The 3,282-nt window shown below is 71.0% G+C and carries 2 protein-coding genes and 1 pseudogene; all 3 read right to left on the bottom strand.

Going from position 1 to position 3,282, the window contains the following annotated elements:
- Positions 1–164 precede the first annotated feature (164 nt).
- Positions 165–662: a DUF3761 domain-containing protein gene (locus tag ACODRX_RS25755; protein WP_488874394.1), complete on the bottom strand. Its 498-nt coding sequence runs from the start codon at positions 660–662 to the stop codon at positions 165–167.
- A 128-nt stretch (positions 663–790) separates the two neighbouring features.
- Complete coding sequence (locus ACODRX_RS25760) at positions 791–2,320, bottom strand: DUF3482 domain-containing protein (protein WP_488874395.1); 1,530 nt, start codon at positions 2,318–2,320, stop codon at positions 791–793.
- Positions 2,317–3,282: pseudogene (locus tag ACODRX_RS25765) on the bottom strand (DUF2868 domain-containing protein); the annotation flags it as partial. The pseudogene ACODRX_RS25765 and the gene ACODRX_RS25760, both read right to left, overlap by 4 nt.

Genomic DNA, 3,282 nt, shown 5'->3' on the forward strand with positions numbered 1-3,282 from the left:
GCCTCCATGTCGGTTTGCTGGATGGCATCATCGCCGTTGGTGGCTTTTAAGTAAATCTTTTAAAGGAACGATGTACTAGGCATTGCCAGGGAACCGTGGAATGCTACTGTTTTGATGGAAAACCCCCCGCGCGGCGGGTGCCGTGCGGGGTGGCTGTGGCCGTTTTACTTCGCGCAGCTCTTGCTGTTCTTGGCGGCGTGCATGCCCTTGGCCTTGGCGTCGGCCTCGCTCATGTAGGCGCCCTTCTTGGTGGTGCCGTAGTAGCGGTCGCCCTGGCAGTGGTAGACCTTGGTGTTTTCGTTGGCCCAGACCATGCCGGGGCCGCCGCCGGGCGCCGGGGCGGCGGCGGGTTTGGTTGGGGCCGTGGTGGCTGGTGCGGCAGGCGCTGCAGCTGCGGCGGCCGTGGCGGGAGCAGCTGCCTTGGCCGCGGGTGCTGCGCTGCCACCGGCGCTGGCCGCCTTGTCTATGCCCTTGTGGCCCTTGCAGGCGCCCTTGGAGGTGGCGGCGCTTACCGAGGTGCCGTCCTTGCAGACAAAGGTCTGCATGCCGGCGGCCGGCGGCGCTGCGGCCGGCGCGGTCGCGGCCGCAGGCGTCTGGGCAAAGACGGCGGCCGAGCTGCCGATCAAGGCGGTTGCAAACCAGGTTTTCCAGATATTGCGCATAAAGTCCTCTCTATGGTGTAGTCAAGTAGTCAATCGTTGTATCACGCACATGCGTGACCCGAGCATGCTGCGCCCGGCAGGTAAACGCAGCAATAGGACAAAACGCGCAAAGACAAATTTTTACGTATTTATGCGGCGGGCAGCTCCGGCTCGATCTGCTCCTGGGCCTGCTGCAGGCATTGCGCCAGCAGCAGCTGCAGCGCCTGCCGGGGCGCGGCCGGATCGGCGGCGCCGCGCAGCTGCTGCCACAGCGGCGCCAGCTCGGCCGCGCGGGCCTGCAGGGCGGCCTGCACCGCCTCGCTCCAGCGCTGCGGCGCGGCCGGGCTGCTGTAGCGCCCCTGGCCCCGGCCGAAATGCGAGATCATCAGGTACTTGAGCAGCACTTGCGCGGCCAGCGCGTCCAGGTAGGGGGCCGAGAGCGTGAAGCGCTGCTCCTCTTGGTCGAAGACCTTGTTGGCGCCCCAGGCCGCGCCGGCGAAGGCGGCCGCGCCCACCAGCGCCCCCACCAGGGCACCGGCGCCCAGGGTCAGGCCGCCGGCCATCAGGTCGGCGCCCAGGCCGCTGGCGGCGCCGGCGGTGAGCGCGCCCCACAGGCTGGCGGCCTGCGGGTCAATGGGCTTGGTGATCTGCAATTGCTCGCGCAGGCCGTCGCGCAGCTGCTGCTGGATCTGGCTGGCCGCGGTGCCGTCGAGCCGGTGCAGCGCCAGCAGGCGCTGGGTGCATTCCACGTCCTGCGCCTGCAGCTGGTGCAGCAGGCGCTGCATGGCGTCGGCCTCTTGCGGGCTGGCGCCGCTGGCGTTGGACGAGGGCTTGATCCGGCTCTTGACCACGTGCAGCGCGCGCTGCCACAGCGCGTACTCGGGCGCACCGGCCTGCTCCTGCAGCCGGGCCGCGTCGGCCAGCTGGGTGGCCAGCGCCTGCAGCGAAGCCTCCACGCGCTCGCGCTCGCGCTCGGCGCGCGCCTGCAGCAGGCGCTGGTAGGCGGGCTGCTTGGCGGCGGGCAGCAGCGGCGCGATGGAGGCGAGCACGCTGCTCTCGTGGCGCCAGCTGCGGGTGAAGGCGTCGAGCACGCGTACGCCGCGCACCGTGTCGCCAAAGACCACGGTGGCCTGGCGCCAGCGCTGCAGGTCGGCCGCGGTCTGCGCGGGCGAGGTGTCGCTGCCGATCTGGTTGAGCACCACCAGCACGGGCTTGCGCATCCATTGCAGGATGCGCATCTCCGACTCCCAGTAGCCGGCGTCGGCCGGGTCTTCGGCGGCGTTGACGAGGTAGAGCATCACGTCGGCATGGTCGCGCGCGGCCAGCAGCGCGCGCTGGCTCATGTAGAACGGCTTGTCGCGCCAGCGGTCCCAGACATGGGTGAGGAACCAGCCCAGTGGGTTGCCCTGCTGGCGCAGGCGCTCGTACAGGCGCAGCGAATCGCCGAAGCCCGGCGTGTCCCACAGCCACAGCGTGTCGCCCTGGCTGCTTTTCTCCAGCAGGTAGCGCTGCGACTGGCTGGTGATGTGGGCCGCGTCCTGGATCTCGCCCACGTCGTCGGCCAGCAGGGTGCGGGCCAGCGTGGTCTTGCCGATATTGGTATGCGACAGCAGGCACCAGGCGATGGTGTTGTCGGCGCCGGGCGAGCCGTCGGCCAGCGCTTGGGTCTCGCCCGTCATGCGCAGCCTTCGGGCAGGATGGTTGCGCTCAGCCCGTAGGGCCGCACGAACTCGCGCCACAGCTGTTCGCGCTCTTGCAGGCGGCGCGGCGTGCCGCGGTTGCGCTCGGCGAAATCCTGCGCCCACAGCCAGACCTGGGCGCCGCTGCCCCAGTGCTCGCGGGCCTCGGCCAGCAGCGTGCCGTGGATTTCGGCCTCGGGCGTGGCCGCCAGGCTGAGCAGCAGCACCGGCTGGGTGCCGTCGCCGCCCCGCGCGGCATTCGGCGCCGCGGCCGGCAGCGGGTTGCCGTAGCGCACCGAGGGCTGCCATTGCAGCTGCGCGCCCGCGCCATGGTGCTGCTGCACCCAGGCCTGCAGCACCTGCTGGCGCTCGGCCGTCGGCGTGAGGTTGTAGGGGGTGACGCGCAGCGTGACCGCCAGGCCGCCGAAGTCGCGCAGCAGGTTCTGGAAATAGGCCTGCTGCCACGGCAGGCGCATGCGCCGCCGCAGCCAGCGCGTGCGCAGCCACTGCCACAGCGCCAACAGGGCGCGCGGCACCACGATCACCGCGGCCAGCAGCGTGCTGTAGGCCGCCACCCATTGCGCGCCGACCGAGGGCGGCGCGGGCAGGGCGCCCGGCGTGGGCGCTGCCGCGGGGTTCGCCACCCAGCCCTGCAGCGCCTGGATGTCGGCCAGCGACCAGGGGCTGGTGTGCAGCAGCGCCTGCGCGGGCCAGAACAGCGTGTTCAGCAGCCGCTGCACCTGGCCGGCCGACAGGAAGGTGCTTTCCCAGCCCACCTGGTAGGCATGGGTCAGGCCGGTGGCCCACAGCGAAGCCAGCGCGCCCAGCGCCATCATCGCGGCGCCCAGGTGCAGCCACTGCAGCCACTGCGCATGCCGGGCCTCGCGGCTGATGGTCCACCAGTTCTTCTCGAAGGCCAGCGCCATCTTGCGCAGGGGGTTGCCGCGCAGGGGCCGCCAGCG

The sequence above is a fragment of the Comamonas sp. FG99 genome (genome assembly GCF_057808605.1).

Excerpts from the sequence above, each read along its gene's own strand:
- ACODRX_RS25760 (WP_488874395.1), bottom strand. The coding sequence starts at position 2,320 with ATGACGGGCGAGACCCAAGCGCTGGCCGACGGCTCGCCCGGCGCCGAC.
- ACODRX_RS25755 (WP_488874394.1), bottom strand. The coding sequence starts at position 662 with ATGCGCAATATCTGGAAAACCTGGTTTGCAACCGCCTTGATCGGCAGC.